The following is a 22,192-nucleotide window of genomic DNA, read 5'->3' on the forward strand; positions in this document are numbered from 1 at the left end:
CTTTTTTGTTTGGCATAGTTTTGATAATTGTTACCTTTGCAAATTAAAACCTAAAATATATTAATGGAATTAGCAATCAAGATTTTCCAGTTCATATTAAGTATTTCTATATTAGTTATTCTTCATGAGCTTGGACACTTTTTACCCGCCATATGGTTTAAAACCAGAGCTGAAAAATTCTTCCTGTTTTTCGATCCGTACTTCTCCATCTTTTCGATGAAAAAAATCAACGGTACATGGAAGTATAAATTTTTGTCTCAAAACCTTCCGGATACTGAAGTTATCGAAGTCAACGGAAAAAAACAAGAGGTTGCTATCGACATATCAAAATTACCGGACACTGACTGGAGAAAACACCCTGAACAAACTAAATACGGTATCGGATGGCTTCCGTTCGGTGGCTATGTGAAAATTGCCGGAATGGTGGATGAAAGCATGGACACAGAGCAGCTTAAGCAGCCTGCACAGCCTTGGGAATTCAGATCAAAACCAGCGTGGCAGCGATTAATCATTATGCTTGGTGGGGTTACCGTAAACTTTTTCTTAGCTTGGTTAATCTATAGCAGCCTTTCTTTCTTCAATGGAGAAACGTATACGGACATTAAAAAATTCGAAAACGGTGTAGAAGTTACTGAAGCTGGAAAGAAAATGGGGTTCCAAAATGGAGATCACCTGATCAGTATTGATGGAAAACCGACTGAAAGACTTGAAAATGCATCAATAAACATTCTTTTAGGTGATCATGTAACGGTATTGAGAAACGGTAAAGAAGTTACCTTCCCAATCAATTCTGATGGTGTAGCGGATGTTCTTAAACAAAAAGAAGCCAAATTATACATTAGCCCGAGAGTTCCTATGGTTATCGATTCTTTAGTTACTCCAAGTGCTAAAACTTCCGGATTAGCTTCTGGCGACAAGATTGTAAGCATTAACGGACAAAAAGTAACTTACTTTGATGAACTAAGCCCCGTTTTAAACCAAAATAAAGGAAAAACTGTAGCGGTAGACGTTGAAAGAAAAGGAGCCGGGATAGTAGCACTTCCTTCTGTTCCTGTTGATAAAAACGGAAAATTAGGGGTACAGATCGACACTAAAGGTATCGCTCAATCTATTGTTACCAATAAAAAATATTCTTTCGGAGAAGCTATTCCAAGAGGATTTACAAGAACGATTGAAGCTTTAACCATGCAGGTAAAGCAGTTCAAAATCATGTTTAACTCTAAAATACAGGGTTATAAAAGTGTAGGAGGCCCTATCGCCATCGTAAAAAATATGCCTGTAGATAGAAATGCCAACGGAGATGTAGCCATTAACTGGCCGGCATTCTGGAGTTTTACCGCAATGTTCTCGATTTGGTTAGCATTTCTGAACTTAATTCCTATTCCGGGACTTGATGGAGGGCACGTTTTATTCACTTTATATGAGATTATTGTTGGAAAACCGGTTCCTCAAAAGGTGCTGGAAAACGCTCAGATGATTGGAGTTATCTTCCTGTTAGGCCTTATGCTGCTGATCTTTGGAAGCGACATCTTTAAAGTATTCACAGGAAAATTATAAAATTTTAAGATTTTTTTCTAAAAAATTTGTCTGGTATAAATATTCGTCCTATATTTGCACCACTTAAAAATAAGGACATTCCTCCTTAGCTCAGTTGGTTAGAGCATCTGACTGTTAATCAGAGGGTCGCTGGTTCGAGCCCAGCAGGAGGAGCGAAAGCTCCAAGAGTTACAAAATATTTTGTAACTCTTTTTTTTTTCAAAAATCACCGTCTTCTACAATATAAGTTCTCATCTTGGATTAATGCCCCTTTCCAACCTTACCTATTTTAAAATAAACGCTTTCTCAAATATTAATTATTTCAATACAATCAAGTAAAAAATAGTTGATGATTTTGCTATTTTTCATTTTTATGTAAAAGAGTAAACATTATCACACATTAGTATTAAAAACACAAAAGAACAATTAATAACAAAAGGCATGAAAATTTAATAAAAAATAATCAATTTTAATTTTTTGCTTTATATTTGATAAACAATAAAACAATTCACGGTGAATTGTTTAAAATTTATTAACATTTTAAAATACAATTTGATGAAAACAAAAACATTAGAAAAATTAGAAAATTTCCAGCTTCAAAATAAGAAGTTAGATGTTATTTTAGGAGGACAAGGGGCACCTGTAAAATCTTTTGCAAATATTGGATCTCCAACAGGAGGAGGAGAAAGATGTGTTGGACTTGGACCAAATGGAGAATATCAATGCGTAGCATATTCTTCAGATACTCAATTTGGAGATGGTTCATATATGTTTGTAGGAGAAGTTCAAATAAACAGGTCGTGCTAGTCCAATTTTATAGAAAATTAATTGCATTTGAGAAGCACATATGCTTCTCATTTTTATATTATAATTAACATATATCATGAAGCAACTTTCATTTTTAATATTTGCCCTACTAAGTCTTATTAATAAAGCTCAATCTTTTGAATTAAAAGATAAAAGTCTTATTAAGTATTACGAATTAACCAATGAGGCTGAAAAAAAAATTATCAACAATAATTTAACAGAAGCAAATGCTCTATACAAGGAAGCATTTAATGAATTCAAACATCCCCATGCTAAAGATTTACATAACAGTATGAAAGTTGCCTTGAAGACAAACGATTTGGAAACAGCCTATATTTACTATCAATCTTTAAAATGCCTAGGAAAAAATTTTAGTGATGAGTTCCTAGCAGAGAATTTTAAAAATCCTGAACAATATAAAAAACAACTTTGTCAGAATACAATAGATTTAAAATATAAAAAAAGTTTAGACTCATTATTTAAGGTTGACCAATTCTACCGAAAGGTGTCTGGTGGTGATTATGTAAAATATAAAAAAGAGATTACTAAAAGTGACAGCATAGCATCATTAGGCTTACTAAAGCTCATCCAAAAGAAGGGCTTTCCTAATGAATATAATATAGGCTTAGAAATGAACAGCTGGGTATATTTTCATGATTTTTATCTTATTATTTGGCATCAGTTAGCTAATAACAGTATTAGCAATCAAAAAGTCAATTTTTCTAAAGAAATAGAAAAAGCATTAAATCAAGGAAAAATAAGACCTGATATTGCTGGTTTTTTATTTGATTTGAATAATGGAACTTACGATTATTCTTATTTTAAGATCTATCAATTTATAACAAATGATGGAAAAATTGATTGTTGTTATGTCAATAATACATTTTTACCCGACAACAGAACAGATAAAGTTAAAAGTTTGATTGATAACGTAAATAATAAGAGAAAATTAATAGGCTTATCCTCAACTGAAGACGAAATAAAAAAAAATATATTTCTTTTGAATAACAAAGATTATGTTTTTTTAAGTCATACAATAGAAGGATTTAATTTTAAAAATGACAGCGATGCTGAAAATATGAAAAAGAACCTAATTAAGCTAGATGATACTCCTCATTAGTGTTGATAACGACACTATGACTGATGAGATATGTTCATGGTTAACCTATCAAAATAAAAGTTTTGTCAGACTTAATGAAAATCAACATATTACTAAGGTATTTTTTGACTTCAGTAAGAATATGTATAAAATTTCCATCGATAATATTGAGTATAATCTGAATGATTTCAAATCGGCCTTTTATAGAAATGGAGGAATTTATTACAACATAGCCAGTCCAGAAATTGACAGCAATCTTATTGAATTCTATAATTCAGAACTTAAATCAGTAACCGAATTTATTTGTTATTATTTAAAAATAAATGGTGCGAATATATTTGGAAATCTTTTCACCAAAGAAGTCAATAAACTGGAAGTTTTATTTTTAGCAAAATCTTTAGGCTTAAAAATACCAGAAACTTATATTGTATCCCAATTAAAAGATCTTACAAAGATTGATTGTTCCCAAAACTATATCACTAAATCCATTTCTGAAATGAAGCCCATCTTTATTGAAAATGAGTTGTACTTAAATTACACCCGTGAAATAGATTTCAATCAGCTTCAGTCAAAAAAAGAAAACATTATCCCTTCACTTATTCAGAATAGAATCAATAAAGCATACGAAATAAGAGTGTTTTTCTTTGAAAAACGGATTTGGGCAATCGCCACATTTGATTTTTCAGATAATATTGATATTAGAAATATAAAAGACAGGGATAAAAAATACCTTTCCTGTAAACTTCCCATCGAGATACAAAGAAAAATTCACAAAATGGCAAAAACATTGAATTTAAAGTGCGGCACTTTAGATTTAATAAAATCTAATGATGATTACTATTTTTTAGAAGTAAATCCCTTGGGACAATTTCACCAGGTTAGCTATTACGGAAACTACCAGATAGAAAAATATATTGCAGACTTATTATGAAAAACAAGGAAGTATTACATTTAAAGGGGCTTGAATTTTCATTACAGGAATGGAAAAAAAGCAACAATATCTCTCAGGTTAAATATTCTGAAAATAAAGACAAAAAAAGCAACAGAACAAAGATTTCACGTTCAACAAAACATTATTCACTTTTATATTAGACATGTTTTTAAAATTATTTAATTCCGTAAAAATTACTAAAGGCGCCAAAAAATCTATTATTATTGATACTAATACAGGTTTTCTACAGATCATTCCAAATGCTTTTTACGACTTACTTTCTAATGAGCAAGAGAATTATTCAGTATTGAAAAAACAATTGGATCAGGATGGACGGGAAGCGTTAGAGGGATATATTAATTTTATTTTGGACAACAATTTAGGATGCATATTAAAAACTAAAAAAGAATTATTAAGCTTCAAAACTTCATCTAACTTTAATGAAGCACCCTCGCATGTTGAATATTTAATTTTAGATATTAATAATTCTGAAATTTTAAATGATGCTTTGATACAGCATATTTGTATTTTAAAGATTAAATATCTTCAAATCAGATTTTCAGAAACATTAAACACTCACGAAATCATCAAAGTTATTTCTAAATTAGATTCGTTTAATAACTCTAACATCCATGAAATTTCAATTATAGCCAAGTACACCCCTCAATTGGTTTCATTTATTAAAGAAACTCATGATACCATTTCAAATAAGTTCCTTAATGTAACGCTACACTCACACCCTACAGAAGATTTTCAGACATTGGGTTCCACCTACCTGACTATCATTAAAAACAAAATTAAAATTCCTTTAAGTTGCGGACTCATTGATTTAAAAAATGTTAATCTTAATCATAGCTTTTATTTGGAAGCAAACCATCATAACTCTTGTCTTTATAAGAAAATAGCCATTGATTTTGAAGGTAATATTAAAAATTGTCCATCCATGCCTCAAAGTTTTGGAAATATAAACGAAATAAATCCGGAAGAAGCACTCAACAAAAAAGACTTTAAGCAATACTGGAATTTGACCAAAGACCACATTGAAGTATGTAAAGATTGTGAGTTTAGATATATTTGTACAGATTGCAGGGCCTATACTGAATGCTCCCACACCAATAATGAAGGACTGGACATTTCCAAACCTCTAAAATGTGGTTATAGCCCCTATACAGGAGAATGGGAGGATTGGAGCGTGCATCCATTAAAGGAGAAGGTAATGCATCACTATGGAATGTAACATTTTGTAAAGGAAAATTAGTGTTTCTTTCCTTAGCTTTAAAGTGTAAAACTTATATATTTAAAACATAGAAAAGCATTATGAGCCCAATTACCATCAGAAAAGCCGAAGCCAGAGACTATCCTGCGATTATAGAATTGCAAAACGCCAATACTCCGGACCAATTGAGTGAAGAAGAAAAGAAACAGGGGTTTATTGTTTCAAGCATGACTGAACATACACTGGATGCTATTAATAAAAACCTAGGCGTGCTGGTAGCCATGGAAGAAGGGAATTTAGCCGGTTTCGTATGTCTGGCAACCACAGATCCGATTCCTGAACATCCGGTTGTAAAAGCAATGTATGAAAGTTTTCCACAGCAAATTTTTAATCATAAACCTTTAACAGAATATCGGGTATTTCTTTACGGCCCGGTTCTCATCAATCAAAAATGGAGAGGACAGGGAATTGTAAAAAAATTATTTTATGCAGTCAAAAATTTTACTGAAAACCAGTATGACCTTGGTGCTGCTTTTATAAATGACAAAAACCCACATTCTCTTGCAGTCCATATTCAGGGATTAGGAATGACCGCATTAAAGCCTTTTACCTGTAAAAATGAAACATTTCAGTTAGTTGTTTTCCCAGTTTAAAAGTGAAATTACAGCATATTTCAATTTTTTTCCTGTTTTTCTTAATCCAAATTCGGCATACTCTTACTTTCAGCTTTTAGTGATGAAATTTTTATCATCACCTCAAAATACTGAAAAATAGACAGATAAAAATGGGAAGATTTTTTCAGCTCCGGACAAAATAAAAATTCCTTCAAAAAATTCATTTTTTTTCGATAGAATTTGCGTCAAACACTTGCTTTGTACAAATATTCATATTATATTTGCACCACTCCAAACAGAGGAACATTCCTCCTTAGCTCAGTTGGTTAGAGCATCTGACTGTTAATCAGAGGGTCGCTGGTTCGAGCCCAGCAGGAGGAGCAAAATCCATTAGAATTATCTAATGGATTTTTTTGTATGATGCCTTTTATGTTGCATATTATCTCATTTATTTTCATATTGCTTTATTCTTTTGTTGTTCATTAAATCAAATACTCATGTATTTCTTTAAAACAGTAAACGGAACGCTCGATTTTACTTTTACATAAACAAAAATTAACCCATAAATAAAGGTTTACACCATCTCTTTAATAAACACGAGGAATATCTCACTTCAGACATTATCATTTTAACAAATTAATAACTATAATGCTATGATTTTGATGATCTAATTTTTGTTAACTTTGCAATTTTGTACCTAACCGTAAAAAACTTTAAAAAATCTAATCTTTTTACATAAACAGCATGCTTTTTGTTTATGCTAAATGCTTGAAAAAACAACAAATGTCAATTAATAATTCCAAATACTACCACCTTTTTTTCCTTCTCTTTCTCTCAGGGCTTGCCTGTGCCCAAAACACAGCCAGCGGTAAAATTCTTGATGCAAAAACAAATAAGGAAATTTCAGGAGTAGATATTTTTATCAACGATAATAAAATCCCCAACCTAAATACTACCAGTGGAAGTTTCAGCGTACAGTCTGACACTATTATTTATCGGTTAAAGTTTTCTAAAAAAAGCTACGCTTTAGAAACCGTAGATGTTACGACCGAAAATGCAGGCAACTTGTTGGTCAATCTTTCTCAGGAAAAAGTAAGCTCCATCGGAGAAATTGTTATTCATAACGAAAAGCCGAAATATAAAAACAAAAAAGAAAACCCGGCTTATGCCATCATGCAGGAAGTCTGGAAACGAAAAAGAAACAATGGGCTAGCCAAATTCGATACCTATACTTATAAGGAATACGAAAAAATTGAGTTTGATGCCAATAACCTGGATAGCACATTCATGAACAAGAAAATGTTCAATAAGCTTGATTTTATCTTTGAATATGCAGATTCCACCGCAACAGGAAAGATGGCCCTTCCTATTTTCCTGAATGAATCGGTCTATGAAACTTACGGGGAAAACAAACCCAGTAGCAAGGTAAAGAGAATGCTGGTTGCTCAAAAGACTTCAGGATTTCAAGACAATCAGGTCATCACGGTGACGGCAAAAAATTTATACCGCGATATAAACATTTACGATAACATATTAAATTACTTTGATATAGGATTTCAAAGCCCTGTTGGAGCAGATGGGTTCAGCACATATGATTACAATTTGACGGATACGATAGCCATCAATGGGGAAAATGCCTACAAAATAAGATATCAGCCTAAAAGAAAGGATGTTTTAGCATTTCAGGGCTATCTTTACATTGATACAGACACCTACGCCGTGCTAAGCGCCACATTAAAGTCTACTCAAAAAATCAATGTCAATTTCATCAACAGTATATCTACAGAACTGGAATATGACAATCCTGATGATCAGACATTCCTGCCAAAGAAAGTAGTTACGGAAATCGAATTAACTCCTTTTGCGAAAAAGAAAACCTCAAAAAGCATTATTGCTAAAAGGTCGGTAGACTATTCCAACTACGAATTCAATAAACCGCTTGATGCAAAATTATTCACCCGAAAAGAAGAGGAATACGATGATAAATTCGTAGATAAAGATGATGCCTATTGGGTAAACGCCCGTCCTGACTCATTATCCAAAAGAGAACAAGGAGTATATGAAATGCTTGATAAACTTCAGCAGACACCAAAATTCAACCGAATTGTAAAGATTTACGAAACCCTTGCTTCAGGATATTATAATGCATTCAAAGGAATCGATATAGGCCCTATTTTCTCAATTTATGGGAAAAACGTGGTAGAAGGTGACCGAATCAGATTAGGTGCAAGAACCTATTTTGGACAAAATGACCCTTGGAGAGTTCAGTTTTATAATGCTTATGGTTTTAAAGATAAGCAGCTTAAATACGGTGTTGAAGCCCGATACATGTTTAACAGAGTCAATCGTTTTATGATTGGAGCAGGAACAAAACGAGATGTTATGCAGCTGGGAGTTCAGCTGACTAATGATGATGCGATCCTGTCACGTTCATTTGCTTCATCCACTATTTTCGCCAGAGGGGAAAATGCGTCTTTAAGTTCTGTTAACCAAACAAATATATTTACATCAATTGAGCCATGGAAAAACTTCCAGATAAGAGTAGATGGTACCATGCAGAGCATTAAATCTGCTAATCCGTCCGAATTCAGTTTGATGTATTACAGAAATGGGGATTTAAGAAAAACAGTTAATGACTCACACATTACCATCAGTTTAATTGCAAGACCTGGTACAAAATTCTCACAGACAGGGGTAGACCGTTACGAACATGGAACTTTAGCACCTACTATTGTTTTGAAATATACAAGAGGTATTGAAGGGCTTTTCAATGCGGATTTTAATTATAACAAACTTCAGTTTATGTTCTATAAACCGGTTTTAATAGGAAGCTGGGGTAAAACATTAATTAATTTTGAAGCCGGGAAAAATTTCAACACGGTTCCTTTGGCTTTACAGAACATCATTCCGGGAAATCAGTCATACAGTTTGGTTCCTAATACGTTCTCTCAACTTAATTACTATGAGTTTGTGGCGGACACTTATACAACGCTTCACTTAGAACACCATTTTAACGGAAAAATATTATCTTTCATCCCTTTGATTAAAAAATTAAAACTAAGAGAAATTGCATTTATAAGAGGAGCTTACGGAACTTTAAGCGACGCTTCTAAAGACATCAATGTGGAAGGCTTCAAATATTCTGCTCCAAATCAACAAGTCTATTTTGAATATGGTTTCGGAATTGAAAACATAGGCTTCGGAAATCTGAGAATTTTCAGAGTAGATTTTAACTGGAGAGGAAATTACCTTGACAGACCTGATATTTCTAAATTCGGGATAAAAGCTGGATTCCAGGTAGGATTCTAATTCCCATCCATGACATAAAACAATTCCCCGGCTTCTTTGAAGCCGGGGAATTTTATTTTCAATACGATCGTTACATTAACATCCGCAAGGATCCGGATCCATCACCATATTAGGACAACGCAGCCTCTGTTGAGCTGTCCATGAGCACCATTCCCCGCATGTTGTTGCAGGAGGAGGACAAGCCGCAGCTCCACCTTCGATCGATTTCAATTGCTTTTTGGAAATTTTTCTAAGATTTTTCATAGTAATAATTTGGTTTAATGTACTGCCTACTCTATTTGCTTTTCGGCTTCCGCAAATGATTTGTTATTTGATTGTTTACAAATATAAAAATATTTCACAATAAATGGAATATTCGTAAAATAATTTATCATTTTTCAGATAAGAGCACAAAAAAAGCCTTGGCGAATGCCAAGGCTTTTAATTTTTTATAACGCTAAAATTATGCGTTTGGTTCTACAGATACGAAAGATCTGTTGTTTGCTTTCTTTCTGAAAACTACTTTACCGTCTACTAAAGCAAACAAAGTGTGGTCTTTACCCATTCCCACGTTGTTACCCGGGTGGTGTTGCGTACCTCTTTGTCTGATAATAATATTTCCGGCAATAGCTTCTTGTCCTCCGAAAATCTTCACACCTAATCTTTTAGAATGAGATTCTCTACCGTTCTTGGAACTACCGACTCCTTTCTTGTGTGCCATTTTGTATGTAGATTATTATTTATTAAGAGCTTTAAATTGATCAATATTCTTAACGATAGCTGCATCAACATCTTCGTGAGTAAGAATATTTTTTCCTAATTCTGCTTTCACTTCTTTTCCTAAAGTGATCAAAACTTCTCTGTTTTCTTTAGACTGAGACAAGTTGTTTTTCTTTAAGTGATAGTTCAGTTCGTGATCTTCACCAAAGTTAACAGTTGCGTTGTCTGAAAGAACTTCAGCTTTCACAGTTTCTTTTTTATCAGCTTTCTTTGCTCCAGCTTCAAAACCAGTAATACCAGTAATTTGAATTTGAGTTAAAGATTGTCTGTGACCATTTTTCACTTTGTAACCTTTTCTTCTTTTCTTCTTGAAAACGATTACTTTATCAGCTTTTACATGATCTAAGATTTCAGCATCTACTACGATACCGCTTACAGCTGGGGCGCCAACAGTTATTGAACCGTTTACAGTAAGAAGAATTTTGTCGAAAGATACCTTATCTCCCTTCTCTCCTTTTAAACGGTGTACAAACAACTTCTGGTCTTGCTCAACTTTATATTGAAGCCCTGCTATTTCTACAATTGCAAACATTGTTTATAAATTTTTAGTTATTTCGAGGTGCAAATATAAGAATAATTTTCTAAATAGCTTACAATCAAATCAATATTTTTTTACAAAGAATCAATTCACTATGCTTTGAATAATTTTAACATGTAAAGTGTTCGTACATAACGGATAATTTTATACCTTCGTTTTCACCAAAATAATATGTATATGAAAAAGAGTCTTAATTTCTGCTTTTTAGCAGGAGCTTTTGCTGTTTTATCACTAACAGCTTGTACTGATGAAAAAATGGAAGACAACGTCTTGCCACAGCCCCAAAACGAAAGTGCAAAAATCGAACAGCCGGGCGAAACTGAAAAAATCTGTTCTTATGTAGATCAAAATTGGAGCTCTACTGCAGTTTTGAAAACAGCCCTTAAAACCACCACAGACACGAACTTTATGAATGCCCAAATGGCTAAAATCATTAGTCTTTGGGGCGGTACCAGCCTTACATTTAGATTTGTAGACGATCCTTCAAACGCCAATTCAACGTACAATGCCATTTCCTATTCGAATGGAAAGATCTATTACGGATACGCTATCTATTATGATGCAAAAGCAAAAGGCGGAGATATTGTAAATGCCATGATTCTGGCTCACGAATATGGCCACCAGCTGCAGTACCGTTATAATTTACCTTCAGTAAATGAGTCAACCGCAAGACCGAACGAACTGGAGGCAGACGGTTTCGCAGGATATTATCTGAGAAAACCAAACGGTTATAACAAGACCAACTTTACAGAAATTGCGACAGCTTACGAATTCGCACAAAGCATCGGAGATTATCAAACTACCAGTGCAGGACACCACGGAACTCCTCCTCAGAGAAGATCCGCTGTACGTTTAGGATTCCTTCTGGGACAGTATGATCTTTCTGCAACCGATTTCGATTATAACTTCTTCTATTATTATCAGGGAGTACTTAACGGAACCTATAAAATGGGTAAAAACTCAAAAAATCCTGAAATTGATGCTTATATGAGCCAGTATATGGATGAATTGAGAAAAATCCAATCCGGAGAAATTTCTGCAGAAGAATTTAAAAACCTTAAGTAAACATTCATTTTTAGCATATTTAAGAAAGGAGGTAGAACGCATGTTCTGCCTCTTTTATTTATTTGAAACATATCCTAAAGTTTAGCTATTTTTGACCTCATATCTTCTTACAATGAATAGAGACCTTTACATTGATTTTGCAAAAGGACTGGCAACACTTTCCATTATTTTTATTCACACCGCTTTCTGGTCCGGGCAGTTTTATATTCCAACAGAAATCCGGGTCTTTTCCCTGGTTTTCGATGTAGCCTTATTTTATGCTTTAAGCGGAATCACTTCCGGATCCAATATCGAAAAGACTTTCTACAGACTGTTGAAACTTCAGATCACCTACATGATTTTTGTGACCTTCCTTTTTTTCCTGGATTATTTCTTTAAAGTTTTTGGGTTAAGCTTTTTCTCTATGGAATGGCTTCAGCAGTTCTATTCTACATTTGGGTCCAAATATGCAACCACCAATATCTCCGCTGATCCGCAATGGCAGAATCTGGGGAACTGGTACCTTCACCAATATACCAATGCAGATACTTTTCCGGTAGTTATGGGAAGTTTCTGGTACCTGAAAGTTTATTTTATACTAACTGTTTTCGGTGTTTTGATTTTAAGATTCTTTCCGAAGCATATCAATTGGTTCATCGGTATTTGTATAGCCTTAACGCTGATATTTACGATCTGTCCGTGGTATTATCCGGATGGTCAAGTAGGATACGTTGCTTTCTATCTCGCCATATTCCTGATTGCCAACAGAATGCGGAATAAAAAAATTCCCACCAAAATAATTCCCGTTTTATATGGTTTAGTGGCTGCCGCTTTAATCTGGATGTTTTGGTATTATGGAAGTGAAATTTTCTATAAAATCAATAAAAATAAATTCCCTCCAAAACTCCCTTATATTATATGGAGTTCCTTTTCACTGGTTACTTTGTTTGTTTTATATAACAGATTAAAGATCACAAAGGACAATTTTATTACCTTCATTGGAAAAAATGCGATTTTCTTCTATTTCGCACAGGGAATAAGCTCTTCATTGGTGTATTTCCTTGTAGTCCCACTCAAAGAAAAAATGCCGTGGTGGATTCTAATGTTCATTATTTATATCATCAATATCATATTGGCATTCATTATCGCCAATGGACTGAAGAAAGTCGATCAATTAGGCTGGAATGTTCTGGAATTTTTACGAAGAAAGACAGCTTCTTAAATAAAAGAAGCTTTTTATGGCAATTTGTTTTAAATTTACAAAAAATTTATATCATGTTTAAGTTGAAACTTCCTACCGATCCAAGGTGGGCAAATATTGCAGAAGGAAACATAGGAGAAATTTTAACGGATCATGCGTGGTGTGAGCAGAAAGCAGCTACCAATGCCATCTCTCTGATCATGATGCTTCCGGAACGTGCAGAAATTGTAACAGAACTTCTTGCAATTGCACAGGAAGAACTAGATCATTTCAATCAGGTTCATGAGCTTATCAAAAAAAGAGGCTATACTTTCGGGAAAGCACGCAAAGACAATTATGTGAATGAACTCGCTAAATTTGTGGTTCAGGGAAGCCGGGAAGATCTGATTGTAGATAAAATGCTTTTTGCAGCAATGATTGAAGCAAGAAGCTGTGAAAGATTTAAAGTTTTGACAGAAAATATCAAAGATGAAGAGCTTAAAGTATTTTATAAAGAACTTATGATCTCCGAAGCTAATCATTATACTACATTTATCGGCTTTGCAAGACAACTTGGCGACATCGAAAAAGTAAATAAACGTTGGGAAGAATGGCTTGAATACGAAGCCAGCATCATCAAATCCTACGGAAACAAAGAAACAATACACGGTTAATCTAAAAATATAGCACTGCACGTTGAAAAAACTGACCTTCGAGAATATCACCAATTTTTTCCTGAAAAATTTCTTTCAGGGACTGGTCATTATTGGCCCGATCGGGCTGACCATTTTTGTGATATGGTATATCATCAGTGCGATTGATAATATCATTCCCTCAATCGCAAAACAAATTCCTGGGTTAGTATTTATTTCAACCATATTGGCAACTGCTATTTTAGGATACCTGGGAAATAAATTTGTTGTCGGCAGATTCTTTTTCGACACCATGGACAGCTTACTGGAGAAAACACCTGGTGTAAAGCATATTTATACCCCTACAAAAGACGTCATGTCTTCATTTGTAGGCGATAAGAAAAAATTCAACGATCCTGTATGGGTAAAGACCAATGAAAATCCTGAAATCTGGAGAATCGGTTTTTTAACCCAAAAAGAAATGGCTGACGTAGATAAACACAATTACGTTGCGGTATATCTTCCCCACTCCTATGCAATATCAGGATGGGTAATTGTTACTGAAGAAAAAAACATCAAACCTGTAGTGGGAATGACTGCGGCTTCTGCAATGAAGTTCGCTGTAAGTGGCGGTGTAGCCGGCTTTCATTCTGATGAAAATATATTTAAAGCTCCTGAGTAATTCTGTAGCTCACTTTAAATATACTTGATGAATTTGAAAATTTATTTTTCAAAAAAAATTTCTTTAAAACAATAATAAAAAATATTTACCCATGAATTTACCGTACGCGGAGCCTTTCCGCATCAAAATGGTGGAGGAAATCCGTCAATCAACCAGAGAGGAAAGAGAACAGTGGCTTAAAGATGCCAATTATAACTTATTCAACTTAAAATCTTCACAGGTTTTTATTGATCTATTAACAGACTCAGGAACCGGAGCAATGTCCGACAGACAATGGGGTGCATTGATGACCGGAGACGAAAGCTATGCAGGATCCCGTTCATTTGAACAATTACATCAGACTGTACAAAATATCACAGGTTTCAAATATCTTTTGCCAACTCACCAGGGAAGAGCTGCTGAAAATGTTTTATTTTCAGTTTTAGTGAAAGACGGCGATGTTGTTCCCGGAAACTCTCACTTTGACACGACAAAAGGGCATATCGAGTTCAGAAAAGCTCATGCGATCGACTGTACGATTGACGAAGCTTTTGATATTAATGACCTGCATCCTTTTAAAGGAAACATCAATCTTGAAAAACTGGAAGAAGTTTATAAAAGTCATCCAAAAGAAAAAATACCTTTCTGTCTGATTACCATTACCTGTAACTCTTCCGGAGGACAGCCAGTTTCTCTGGAAAACATGAAAGCAGTAAGAGAACTTTCCAATAAATATGGAGTTCCTGTTTTCTTTGACTCGGCAAGATTCGCAGAAAACGCCTATTTCATCAAAAAAAGAGAAAAAGGTCAGGAAAACAGAACCATTAAAGAAATCTGTACAGAAATCTTCTCTTATGGAGATGGTATGACCATGAGTTCCAAAAAAGACGGACTTGTGAATATCGGAGGATTCATCGCGCTTAACAGTGAAGAAATTTTCAGAAAAGCATCCAGCTTCACGATTATTTATGAAGGTTTCATTACCTATGGAGGAATGGCCGGAAGAGATATGGCAGCGTTGGCAGTAGGTCTTAACGAAGCAACAGAATTTGCCTATCTGGAAAGCAGAATTTCTCAGGTTGAATATCTTGGTCACAAATTAATTGAATACGGAATTCCTGTACAAAAACCAATTGGAGGACATGCTGTGTTCATTGATTCTTTAAACTTTTTACCCAATGTTTCCCGTGCAGAATATCCGGCTCAGACTTTAGGCCTGGAAATTTATAAAGAAGCAGGAATCAGAACGGTAGAAATAGGAACTTTACTGGCAGACAGAGATCCTGAAACCAGAGAAAACCGTTATCCAAAACTGGAATTGGTCCGCCTAGCGATTCCTAGAAGAACATATACCAACAACCATATGGATTATATCGCGGCAGCCATCAAAAACGTGTATGACCGACGTGATGACATCGCCAAAGGATATAAAATCACATGGGAGCCGGAATTACTGAGACATTTCACAGTACAGCTGGAAGAAGCATAACATCAAAACCGAGACTTGTTCTCGGTTTTTTATTTCATATTTCAAATCAAAAGCATCATAACAAAAGGAAATGTTATATTTTCATAGTATTGAATAACAGCCTAAATAAAATTAATGCTGTTTTGAAATCAATGGATATATTTACTATACATTTGCATTCATCAAGGACAATAAAAAAATAAATTGAAACACTAACCTGAAAAAAAATTGACTACTCCAAAATGAATACAATTGCTGTCGTGGGTGCTGGAATTTCCGGCTTAAGCATAGCTAATTACTTAGAAAAGCATGATATGGATTACCATATTTATGAGAGAAGAGCAAAAACCGATCTCACGGGCCACGGATTTCTGATCCCCAAAGAAGGAATTGAGCATCTCACCCAAATTATCGACAAAGCCACGCTTTTTAAACAGGGTAATTTCTTAAAAAAATACATTAAATACTCTCATAAAGGAAGCATCATCGCAGAAAAAGAACTGAACGACGTTTTTGTAATTGCGAGAAGTTCACTGATTGATATTTTAACACACAACATCCCCTCTGAAAAAATATCTTACGAAAAACCTGTCAGCCTCTCCCCTCAAGGAAAACTCACATATTCCGATGGTACTTCCATAGATTCTGATATCATCATTGTTTCCGATGGTTCCAAAAGCAGGATCAGAAGACAAGTTTTCAAAGATGAAAACATGAGGTCTGTACGGGAAAATGAAGTCGTAAACATTATTGAAAACAAAGAAATAGCAGCCTGTATTGAAGATAATTTTATGAAATTTCATCATGAAGACGGTGGTTTAGCATTTGGAATCCTTAAACTTTCTGAAGATAAAATTCTATGGTATTTGCAATTTGATAATGAAAAATATAAAATTGATGAAGAATATTCTGTGGAAAATCTAAAAGAATACCTGTCTAAAATTTTTGATGACTGGCACCCTCTAGTTTCTTCCATCATAAAAGAATCGAGTTATGAAAATGTTCATCTGTGGCGTGTTTATGAGCTTGAACAACTTAATTCATTCTATAAAGACCACATTGTTTTTGTAGGAGATGCAGCCCATCCTTTAATCCCTTTTACAAGCCAGGGCGTAACCTCAGCACTCAAGGATGCTTTCACCTTAACCCAGTATCTGATAGAAGAAGAAAATAGGTCTGAAGCGTTCAGAAAATATGAAACGGAAAGAAAACCGGAAATTGAAATTCACATCAGGAATGGAAGGATCCTGCTCGATCAATTTCTGCGCCCTCTTCATCAGCAAACAGAAAATATAGTACCAATCTCTTATAAATAAAAAAATGTTCACCAATAACGATATCAATTTTGAAGCTTTAAAAAGAAAAGCCTACAACGGAAGATGGGCTGTCCTTGAAGACGGTATTATTCCTTTAACGGCAGCAGATCCGGATTTCAGTACCGCGCCAGCTATCCAGCAGGGAATCATTGAATACATTCAGGACGGTTATTTAAGCTACGGGCCTTTTTCAGGACTGCCGGAGTTTAAAAAAAGTGTGGCAGACCATTTCAATAAAGAAAAAAACGGAAATTTCGCTCCCGAAAATGTTCTTGCGGTTAACAGTGCCGCACAGGGCATGTTCCTGATTGCAAAATATGTTTTACAACCCGGAGATGAAGCCATTATTTTAGATCCGGTAGACTTTTTATTTAAAAAATCGGTAGAAGCCGTAGGCGGAGTTGTCAATCTATGCCCCGTTGATCCACAAACAGCGGAAATTGACCTTGAAAAACTAGTTTCGCTCATCAACTCAAAAACGAAGCTGATCAGCATCTGCAACCCGCATAATCCTTTAGGAAAAATATATTCTAAAGATGTTCTGAAAAAAATCTCACAAATTGCCTCCGCTCATGATCTATGGGTAATGAGTGATGAAATATGGAGTGATATTATTTATGACTACAGGGATTTTCATACATATTCATCAGTTTCCGCAGAAGCCGCAAAAAAAAGCTTTACAGTGTATGGTTTTTCCAAATCATTTGGAATGGCCGGATTAAGAATTGGCGCAGTATTATGTAATGATCAGGAAATTCTTGACGATTTTATAGAAAAATCAAATTTCAACTCTACCATAGAAGGGGTTTCAACATTATCACAAATTGCAGGAAGTGTGGCGCTGGAAAAAGCAAAGCCTTGGTATGATGAATTCTTAAGTCATTTGCAAAGCAATAGAGACCTGGCTTTTAATATTTTAACTCGTTCAGAAATCCTAGCCCCCAACCTTCCGGAAGCTACTTTTGTACTATTTCCTCAAATTAAAAACGGACTTACCAGTGAAGAATTTGCCAGCCATGTTTTACAGTATGGAAAAGTAGCCGTTGTTCCAGGTTCGGAAAGGTGGTTTGGAAAAGGAGCGGAAGGACATATCAGAATATGCTTTTCTACTTCACAGGAAATTTTAGAGGAGGGTCTCAATAGAATTATTAAAAGTTTTTAATAGTAGAAAAAACACTTTTTATTTATTTTAAATAAAAATATTCCTAATATTCACTTAAAACGAATAATAATTAAAAATCTATTAAATAAAAAGACATTACAGTGTTGATTTACAAAGTAAATTTGATATTTTTGACACATCTTATCAATTCTTAAAACAACACAGCAATGAAAATAAAATATATAAGTGTCCTGTTTCTAGGCACAACATCCCTCTTTTATGCTCAAAAAGCAAATGACACCATTTTCAAAGAAGGAAAAATAGAGGAAGTGGCCATTACCGGAAGCAGAAATAAAAAAAGAACGGTCACCAATACGCCAGTTCCTATCGATGTAATTGATATCAAGCAGGTAAGCCAGTCAACAGGACAGGTAGAAGTTAATCAGCTTTTACAGTTTGCTGCACCTTCTTTTAACTCAAACAAACAATCAGGATCTGACGGAGCAGATGCAGTAGACCCTGCAACATTAAGAGGCCTTGGCCCTGATCAGACCTTACTTTTACTGAATGGAAAAAGATACCACCAGTCTTCACTGATTAATCTGTTCGGAACTAAAGGAAGAGGAAATACGGGTTCTGACATGAACACTATTCCGATTGGTGCTATCAAAAGGATTGAAGTGCTTCGTGATGGAGCTTCTGCACAATATGGATCGGACGCGATCGCCGGGGTAATTAATGTTATTCTGAATGATCGGAATAATGGTTTTGAAGGAAATGCTTTTTATGGAATGAACCTTTTTAAAAGTCCCGGAAATAATGATGTAGTTTCTGATCATAAAATTGATGGAATTACTTTTGATTTCAGTGGAAATTTAGGAACTAAAATAGGATCCAAAGGTGGTTTTGGAAATTTCACGGCAGAATTTATCAATAAAGAACATTCGATCAGGAATGCAAACCCTGAATTATATGATGCTCCGAGACAGCGTTTTGGTGATGCAAAATCACAGAATATTTATTTTTTCGGAAACATCGAACTTCCATTATCTGATGGGTTAAAATTCTATTCCCGCCAAGGTTTTTCCAACAGAAACACCAATGCTTATGCATGGACCAGAGCAGCAGATGCAGACGGTAATGTTCCGGAAATTTACCCTAATGGATTTAACCCAATAGAAAATACAAGCATCGCTGATTTCACTTTTGACAACGGTTTTAAATTTAAAGTTGCTAATTGGGATGTAGATTTTTATAATGCATTCGGAAGCAATAGATTCACTTATACTATTGAAAACACGGTAAATGCTACTTTAGGAGCAAAATCACCGACAGACTTCCATGCCGGCGGACATTCATTGCTTCAAAATACGACAGGTTTTAACGCAGCTAAGCCGTTCAATGTTCTGGAAGGACTTAATATTGCTTTTGGAGCCGAGTTTAGATATGAGAAGTTCAATATTATCAAAGGAGAAGAAGCTTCTTATGCCATGTATGATACCAATGGAAATCTGGTGACTGCTAGTACCCCAACCGGATTATTAGTCACAAACCCATTAACTGGTGATGTAAGACCGGGCGGATCACAGGGCTTTCCGGGATATTCTCAGGAAGTGGATAAAAACAGAAATAATTTTGCCGCTTACGTAGATACAGAACTTGATATTACAAAAAAATGGATGATAAGCGTTGCGGGAAGATTTGAAAACTACAGTGATTTCGGAAGCACCATCAACGGAAAATTCGCAACCCGATATGCCATTACTCCGAAACTTGCTTTCAGAGGATCAGTGTCTACCGGATTTAGAGCGCCTTCACTGGCTCAAAAATATTACAGCTTACAGTTTACCAATTTCCAGGGCGGCAATCTGGTAACGATCCAACTTGCATCCAATGACAGTGATTTGGCAAAAGCATTAGTTCCACAACTAAAACAGGAAACTTCTCTTAACGGGAGCGCCGGATTTACTTATAATGCTGGAAAATTCACTGCTACAGTCGATGGATACTACATTAAAGTAAAAGACAGAATTGTATTAACCGGTAATTTTGCAAGAGCGGATCTTCCTCAAACTATTCAAGATGCAAATCCATTTATCGATCAGGCACAATTCTTTTCCAATGCTATTGATACCCGAACAAAAGGAGTTGATGTCATTTTAAGTTATAATGAAAATCTGGGCAATGGAAAACTGACTGCCACTTTAGCAGGAAATTATAATGAAATGGAAATTACAAAAGTTCATACGTCTCAACAACTAGCCGGAAAAGAAGATATTTATATGAGCGCAAGGGAAAAAGCCTTTATTCTCGCCTCTGCACCAAAAACAAAAGTCAATTTAAACTTAAATTATAAAATCAATAAATTCAATGCCAATCTGCAACTTGTAAGATTTGACAAAGTAACCTTAGTGGGTTATGGCGGTCCAGATGATTATCAGATCTATAATCCGAGAGTCACCACCGATCTTTCTTTCGGGTGTGATTTTTCTAAGAGTTTAACGTTAACAATCGGAAGCAAAAATCTATTCAACAGATATCCTACGCTGCAAACGGCTCATGTATCAGACGGAAATACAGAATCCGGAGGGATTTTCGATCCTGTACAGATGGGATTTGCCGGAAGACAAACTTTTGCAAGACTTAATTTTAAATTTTAAAACTATACAATAACAAACAACTCCTGAAATTCAGGAGTTGTTTGTTATTTTTTTGAAATTTTATAAAGCTTTCCACTATCGGTTACTGCATATAGATTACCATCGGCCCCATTCAGAACATCCCGGAAGCGTTCTTTCTGATCTGCTAAAAGGCGCTCCTCACCTACCACTTTATGATCTTTCAGGATGATTCTGTTGATGTGCTCTCCACTCAGACAGCCTATAAATAAATTCCCCTTCCATTCTTCCATATTTCCGGTATAGAAAGTAATTCCGCTTGGAGAAATCACAGGATCCCAATAATAAACAGGCTGCTCAGTTCCTTCTTTTTGGGTAATTCCTTTCCCCACTTTTTCTCCTGAATATTCAATTCCATACGTGACATCTCCCCAGCCATAGTTTTTTCCGGGCTGGATCAGATTAATCTCATCACCACCTCTGGGACCCATTTCTACATCCCAAAGATTTCCGTTGGGATCAATGGCCATTCCTTGAGGATTTCTAACGCCATAGGCATATATTTCAGGTTTATATCCACTTTTTCCAATAAAAGGATTTCCGGGAGCAGGCTTTCCATCTCTCGTTATTTTTAATATTTTTCCTAAATAATTATCTGTTTTCTGAGCGTAAACCCGGGTTACTTTATCAGATCTTTCCCCTGTACTCACAAATAAGTTTCCATCTTTATCAAATGCCAGTCTGCTTCCATAATGCTTGTCACCGTCATAAGAAGGCTCTGCCCGAAAAATTACTTTCACCTCCTGTATTGTTTTCATATCCTGCGAAAGCTTTCCCTTCGCCACTGAAGTTAAATTTCCGGCTCCAAAAGGTTCTGAGAAACTAAAATAAATAAGATTATTCGTCGTGAAATCGGGATCGAGAGCTACATCCAGCATTCCTCCCTGCCCTTTGGAATCTACTTTTGGAAATCCTTCAATTTTAGAAACCTGCTTACCATCTGCAGAAACCACGTTCATATAGCCTCTTTTATCCGTGATAAGAAACCTTCCGTCAGGCAGATTAATAATTCCCCAGGGTCTTCCCAAATCTTTATTTAAAATTTCAACCTGGTATGCTGCTACGGTTTTTACCGCATTAATCCTGGTTTGTCCTTTGAAGGCCGGTTTATAATCTGAATTCGGTTTTTCCTTTTCTACACTGCCATCGGATCCTGTTTGTTGTGCATTGGCACTATTTTTTTGACACGAAGACAAAGTAAGGAAAAGGCTCAATGCCGGAACATAAAATTGATTGAATTTCATAGTATTATGATTTAGTGGTAAAAAGATAGATAGAAAAATAATGCCATAAAAATTTGCA

The 22,192-nt window shown here is 35.1% G+C and carries 19 protein-coding genes and 2 tRNA genes; 17 read left to right on the forward strand and 4 right to left on the reverse strand.

The features are described from left to right. Nucleotides 1-63: 63 nt before the first annotated feature. The 9 genes from rseP (at nucleotide 64) to SB679_RS06580 (ending at nucleotide 9,512) form a co-directional block, all read left to right on the forward strand. Nucleotides 64-1,557, forward strand: coding sequence for an RIP metalloprotease RseP (gene rseP, locus SB679_RS06540; protein WP_410701483.1), 1,494 nt, complete (start codon nucleotides 64-66; stop codon nucleotides 1,555-1,557). 79 nt (nucleotides 1,558-1,636) lie between these two features. Continuing rightward, nucleotides 1,637-1,710: transfer RNA gene (locus tag SB679_RS06545), tRNA-Asn, on the forward strand. Nucleotides 1,711-2,091: 381 nt separating this feature from the next. Continuing rightward, a complete protein-coding gene (locus SB679_RS06550) occupies nucleotides 2,092-2,343 on the forward strand; it encodes a hypothetical protein (RefSeq protein ID WP_410701484.1) in 252 nt (83 codons plus the stop codon). A gap of 76 nt (nucleotides 2,344-2,419) precedes the next feature. Continuing rightward, nucleotides 2,420-3,463: a hypothetical protein gene (locus tag SB679_RS06555; RefSeq protein WP_410701485.1), complete on the forward strand. Its 1,044-nt coding sequence runs from the start codon at nucleotides 2,420-2,422 to the stop codon at nucleotides 3,461-3,463. Then, a complete protein-coding gene (locus tag SB679_RS06560; RefSeq protein ID WP_410701486.1) occupies nucleotides 3,447-4,373 on the forward strand; it encodes a hypothetical protein in 927 nt (308 codons plus the stop codon). The genes SB679_RS06555 and SB679_RS06560 overlap by 17 nt, the downstream gene beginning before the upstream one ends. A 163-nt stretch (nucleotides 4,374-4,536) precedes the next feature. Further along, nucleotides 4,537-5,610 (forward strand): grasp-with-spasm system SPASM domain peptide maturase, encoded by a 1,074-nt coding sequence (gene gwsS, locus SB679_RS06565; RefSeq protein ID WP_410701487.1) that lies wholly within the window; start codon nucleotides 4,537-4,539, stop codon nucleotides 5,608-5,610. An 80-nt stretch (nucleotides 5,611-5,690) separates the two neighbouring features. After that, on the forward strand, nucleotides 5,691-6,242 hold the full coding sequence (locus SB679_RS06570) for a GNAT family N-acetyltransferase (protein WP_410701488.1): 552 nt from the start codon (nucleotides 5,691-5,693) through the stop codon (nucleotides 6,240-6,242). A gap of 268 nt (nucleotides 6,243-6,510) precedes the next feature. Continuing rightward, nucleotides 6,511-6,584, forward strand: a tRNA-Asn gene (locus SB679_RS06575). A 402-nt stretch (nucleotides 6,585-6,986) separates the two neighbouring features. Continuing rightward, nucleotides 6,987-9,512, forward strand: coding sequence for a DUF5686 family protein (locus tag SB679_RS06580; protein ID WP_410701489.1), 2,526 nt, complete (start codon nucleotides 6,987-6,989; stop codon nucleotides 9,510-9,512). A gap of 75 nt (nucleotides 9,513-9,587) precedes the next feature. Here SB679_RS06580 and SB679_RS06585 read toward each other — a convergent pair whose 3' ends face one another. The 3 genes from SB679_RS06585 to rplU all read right to left on the reverse strand — a co-directional run bounded on the left by SB679_RS06585 (nucleotide 9,588) and on the right by rplU (nucleotide 10,803). Further along, nucleotides 9,588-9,755: a bacteriocin-like protein gene (locus SB679_RS06585; protein ID WP_165585156.1), complete on the reverse strand. Its 168-nt coding sequence runs from the start codon at nucleotides 9,753-9,755 to the stop codon at nucleotides 9,588-9,590. Between the two features lie 199 nt (nucleotides 9,756-9,954). Further along, entirely contained in the window at nucleotides 9,955-10,212 is a 258-nt protein-coding gene (gene rpmA, locus SB679_RS06590; protein ID WP_034709185.1) for a 50S ribosomal protein L27, read from the reverse strand. Nucleotides 10,213-10,227: 15 nt separating this feature from the next. Beyond that, on the reverse strand, nucleotides 10,228-10,803 hold the full coding sequence (gene rplU, locus SB679_RS06595; RefSeq protein WP_317740280.1) for a 50S ribosomal protein L21: 576 nt from the start codon (nucleotides 10,801-10,803) through the stop codon (nucleotides 10,228-10,230). 183 nt (nucleotides 10,804-10,986) lie between these two features. Here rplU and SB679_RS06600 point away from each other — a divergent pair, with 183 nt between their 5' ends. The 8 genes from SB679_RS06600 (at nucleotide 10,987) to SB679_RS06635 (ending at nucleotide 20,872) form a co-directional block, all read left to right on the forward strand. Beyond that, nucleotides 10,987-11,874, forward strand: coding sequence for a metalloprotease (locus SB679_RS06600; RefSeq protein WP_317740281.1), 888 nt, complete (start codon nucleotides 10,987-10,989; stop codon nucleotides 11,872-11,874). A gap of 112 nt (nucleotides 11,875-11,986) precedes the next feature. After that, nucleotides 11,987-13,075, forward strand: coding sequence for an acyltransferase family protein (locus tag SB679_RS06605; RefSeq protein WP_410701490.1), 1,089 nt, complete (start codon nucleotides 11,987-11,989; stop codon nucleotides 13,073-13,075). A 53-nt stretch (nucleotides 13,076-13,128) separates the two neighbouring features. Further along, nucleotides 13,129-13,707, forward strand: coding sequence for a tRNA-(ms[2]io[6]A)-hydroxylase (locus SB679_RS06610; RefSeq protein ID WP_034709179.1), 579 nt, complete (start codon nucleotides 13,129-13,131; stop codon nucleotides 13,705-13,707). 22 nt (nucleotides 13,708-13,729) lie between these two features. Continuing rightward, the gene (locus SB679_RS06615; RefSeq protein WP_410701491.1) at nucleotides 13,730-14,347 is read left to right on the forward strand and encodes a DUF502 domain-containing protein; all 618 of its coding nucleotides are present in this window, start codon (nucleotides 13,730-13,732) and stop codon (nucleotides 14,345-14,347) included. A gap of 91 nt (nucleotides 14,348-14,438) precedes the next feature. Further along, nucleotides 14,439-15,815, forward strand: a complete 1,377-nt coding sequence (locus tag SB679_RS06620) for a tryptophanase (protein ID WP_317740284.1) — start codon at nucleotides 14,439-14,441, stop codon at nucleotides 15,813-15,815. A gap of 221 nt (nucleotides 15,816-16,036) precedes the next feature. Continuing rightward, nucleotides 16,037-17,110 carry an FAD-dependent monooxygenase gene (locus SB679_RS06625; RefSeq protein ID WP_410701492.1) on the forward strand — a complete coding sequence of 358 codons (1,074 nt, stop codon included), beginning with the start codon at nucleotides 16,037-16,039 and terminating at the stop codon, nucleotides 17,108-17,110. A gap of 4 nt (nucleotides 17,111-17,114) precedes the next feature. Next, on the forward strand, nucleotides 17,115-18,272 hold the full coding sequence (locus SB679_RS06630; protein ID WP_410701493.1) for a pyridoxal phosphate-dependent aminotransferase: 1,158 nt from the start codon (nucleotides 17,115-17,117) through the stop codon (nucleotides 18,270-18,272). A 167-nt stretch (nucleotides 18,273-18,439) separates the two neighbouring features. Then, nucleotides 18,440-20,872: a TonB-dependent receptor plug domain-containing protein gene (locus SB679_RS06635; protein ID WP_410701494.1), complete on the forward strand. Its 2,433-nt coding sequence runs from the start codon at nucleotides 18,440-18,442 to the stop codon at nucleotides 20,870-20,872. Between the two features lie 44 nt (nucleotides 20,873-20,916). On the opposite strand, the gene SB679_RS06640 is transcribed toward SB679_RS06635, so the two are convergent. Further along, the gene (locus SB679_RS06640) at nucleotides 20,917-22,134 is read right to left on the reverse strand and encodes a PQQ-dependent sugar dehydrogenase (RefSeq protein WP_410701495.1); all 1,218 of its coding nucleotides are present in this window, start codon (nucleotides 22,132-22,134) and stop codon (nucleotides 20,917-20,919) included. Nucleotides 22,135-22,192: the final 58 nt, after the last annotated feature.

Source organism: Chryseobacterium sp. SIMBA_029, from assembly GCF_046535275.1.
In the GTDB taxonomy this organism is placed as follows: domain Bacteria; phylum Bacteroidota; class Bacteroidia; order Flavobacteriales; family Weeksellaceae; genus Chryseobacterium.

What these genes read in the sequence shown, in the direction of transcription:
- rseP (WP_410701483.1), top strand. Translation starts at nt 64, where the DNA reads ATGGAATTAGCAATCAAGATTTTCCAGTTCATATTAAGTATTTCTATA.
- SB679_RS06550 (WP_410701484.1), top strand. Translation starts at nt 2,092, where the DNA reads ATGAAAACAAAAACATTAGAAAAATTAGAAAATTTCCAGCTTCAAAAT.
- SB679_RS06555 (WP_410701485.1), top strand. Translation starts at nt 2,420, where the DNA reads ATGAAGCAACTTTCATTTTTAATATTTGCCCTACTAAGTCTTATTAAT.
- SB679_RS06560 (WP_410701486.1), top strand. Translation starts at nt 3,447, where the DNA reads ATGATACTCCTCATTAGTGTTGATAACGACACTATGACTGATGAGATA.
- gwsS (WP_410701487.1), top strand. Translation starts at nt 4,537, where the DNA reads ATGTTTTTAAAATTATTTAATTCCGTAAAAATTACTAAAGGCGCCAAA.
- SB679_RS06570 (WP_410701488.1), top strand. Translation starts at nt 5,691, where the DNA reads ATGAGCCCAATTACCATCAGAAAAGCCGAAGCCAGAGACTATCCTGCG.
- SB679_RS06580 (WP_410701489.1), top strand. Translation starts at nt 6,987, where the DNA reads ATGTCAATTAATAATTCCAAATACTACCACCTTTTTTTCCTTCTCTTT.
- SB679_RS06585 (WP_165585156.1), bottom strand. Translation starts at nt 9,755, where the DNA reads ATGAAAAATCTTAGAAAAATTTCCAAAAAGCAATTGAAATCGATCGAA.
- rpmA (WP_034709185.1), bottom strand. Translation starts at nt 10,212, where the DNA reads ATGGCACACAAGAAAGGAGTCGGTAGTTCCAAGAACGGTAGAGAATCT.
- rplU (WP_317740280.1), bottom strand. Translation starts at nt 10,803, where the DNA reads ATGTTTGCAATTGTAGAAATAGCAGGGCTTCAATATAAAGTTGAGCAA.
- SB679_RS06600 (WP_317740281.1), top strand. Translation starts at nt 10,987, where the DNA reads ATGAAAAAGAGTCTTAATTTCTGCTTTTTAGCAGGAGCTTTTGCTGTT.
- SB679_RS06605 (WP_410701490.1), top strand. Translation starts at nt 11,987, where the DNA reads ATGAATAGAGACCTTTACATTGATTTTGCAAAAGGACTGGCAACACTT.
- SB679_RS06610 (WP_034709179.1), top strand. Translation starts at nt 13,129, where the DNA reads ATGTTTAAGTTGAAACTTCCTACCGATCCAAGGTGGGCAAATATTGCA.
- SB679_RS06620 (WP_317740284.1), top strand. Translation starts at nt 14,439, where the DNA reads ATGAATTTACCGTACGCGGAGCCTTTCCGCATCAAAATGGTGGAGGAA.
- SB679_RS06625 (WP_410701492.1), top strand. Translation starts at nt 16,037, where the DNA reads ATGAATACAATTGCTGTCGTGGGTGCTGGAATTTCCGGCTTAAGCATA.
- SB679_RS06630 (WP_410701493.1), top strand. Translation starts at nt 17,115, where the DNA reads ATGTTCACCAATAACGATATCAATTTTGAAGCTTTAAAAAGAAAAGCC.
- SB679_RS06635 (WP_410701494.1), top strand. Translation starts at nt 18,440, where the DNA reads ATGAAAATAAAATATATAAGTGTCCTGTTTCTAGGCACAACATCCCTC.
- SB679_RS06640 (WP_410701495.1), bottom strand. Translation starts at nt 22,134, where the DNA reads ATGAAATTCAATCAATTTTATGTTCCGGCATTGAGCCTTTTCCTTACT.